Source organism: Bacillus sp. EB106-08-02-XG196, assembly GCF_013396335.1.
In the GTDB taxonomy this organism is placed as follows: Bacteria; Bacillota; Bacilli; order Bacillales; family Cytobacillaceae; genus Neobacillus.
Genome location: NZ_JABWSY010000042.1, coordinates 1 through 1,198 on the forward strand (window position 1 = coordinate 1; position 1,198 = coordinate 1,198).

Here is a 1,198-nt window from a genome sequence, read left to right on the forward strand (position 1 = left end):
ATTTGTAAAGTATTTTACCGGACTTCGAAAGTCGGTTAAGTCGAACCTTCTCTTTATGTTCCTCCCAAACATGTCTGGTAACCACTTTTGTTTTATTTTGAGATTTTGTACACTCCTGGAGGAGTGGACAGTCGATACACTTTTTAGGATTAGATTTATATTCCCGATAGCCTTCTCTTGTAGTGGTACGATATTGTAACTCCTGTCCATTTGGGCAAACATACAAGTCTCGCTCTTGATCATACGTAAACTTCCATTTAGGAAATAAACCTTTTGTTGGTTGATATCTTCTATGGGCAATAACCCCAAAAACTTTACGGTCATGAAGTCCCTTACAAATGGGATTCGTCAGATAACCGGAATCTAATGCTACAGCTTCAACTTTAAAACCAAAACGTTCGACCTGACGGTCTAACCGTGATAGATAGGGGACAGAATCATGAACATTTCCAGGTGTAACATAAGCATCCGTTATTATGTTGAACTTCATATCTGTAGTCCTGTGATCAAGATAACAAAACATTTCCTGTTTATTATCACGTGACATAAATCCACATTCAGGATCAGTCGTACTTTGGCGTATTTCCTTTTTCTCATTCACCTCCTCTTTTTCTTTCAGAGGCTTTTTTCCATGGTTTCTCCTGTCTTCCTCAATAGAATTGTTTAATTCATCAACGTATTCGCGTGTTTCAACTTCCACTTCAACTCTAGTGAATTTATTTTTGTTTGCATTCGCTTTAAGATGTGTGGAATCGGAAAATAAAACTCTTCCGCCTACCATCTTATGGTTAATTGCTTTAAAGACAATCTCATCAAAAATCTCCTGAAATATATTTGTATCCTTAAAACGGTTTTGACGATTCCAGCTGATCGTTGAATGATGGGGGACCGAATCATTTAGTTTTAGTCCTAGGAACCATCGATATGCTACATTTGTCTGAATTTCGCGTTCTAATTGTCGTTCAGAACGAATGCCATAAAAATATCCTATAAACATCATCTTGAAAAGTTGAATAGGATCCGAAGGACGCCCGTTTTTTTCTGAGTAATACGGACGGACCTTTTCACCAATAAAAGAAAAGTCTATGTATTTATCAACTTTTCTCAGAAGATGATCTTGAGGCACCAAATCATCAATAAAAACAAATTCTGCTTCATTTTGTATCTCTTTTTTCGGCTTAAACATTTAATCCACCGT

The 1,198-nt window shown here is 36.7% G+C and carries 1 protein-coding gene; it reads right to left on the reverse strand.

Annotation, left to right across the window (positions count from 1 at the left end; genetic code table 11):
- Positions 1-1,186 (reverse strand): IS1182 family transposase (locus MLOOGBEN_RS28785; protein WP_179161665.1); only part of this gene is annotated, 1,186 nt, incomplete at its 3' end.
- Between the last annotated feature and the right edge of the window lie 12 nt (positions 1,187-1,198).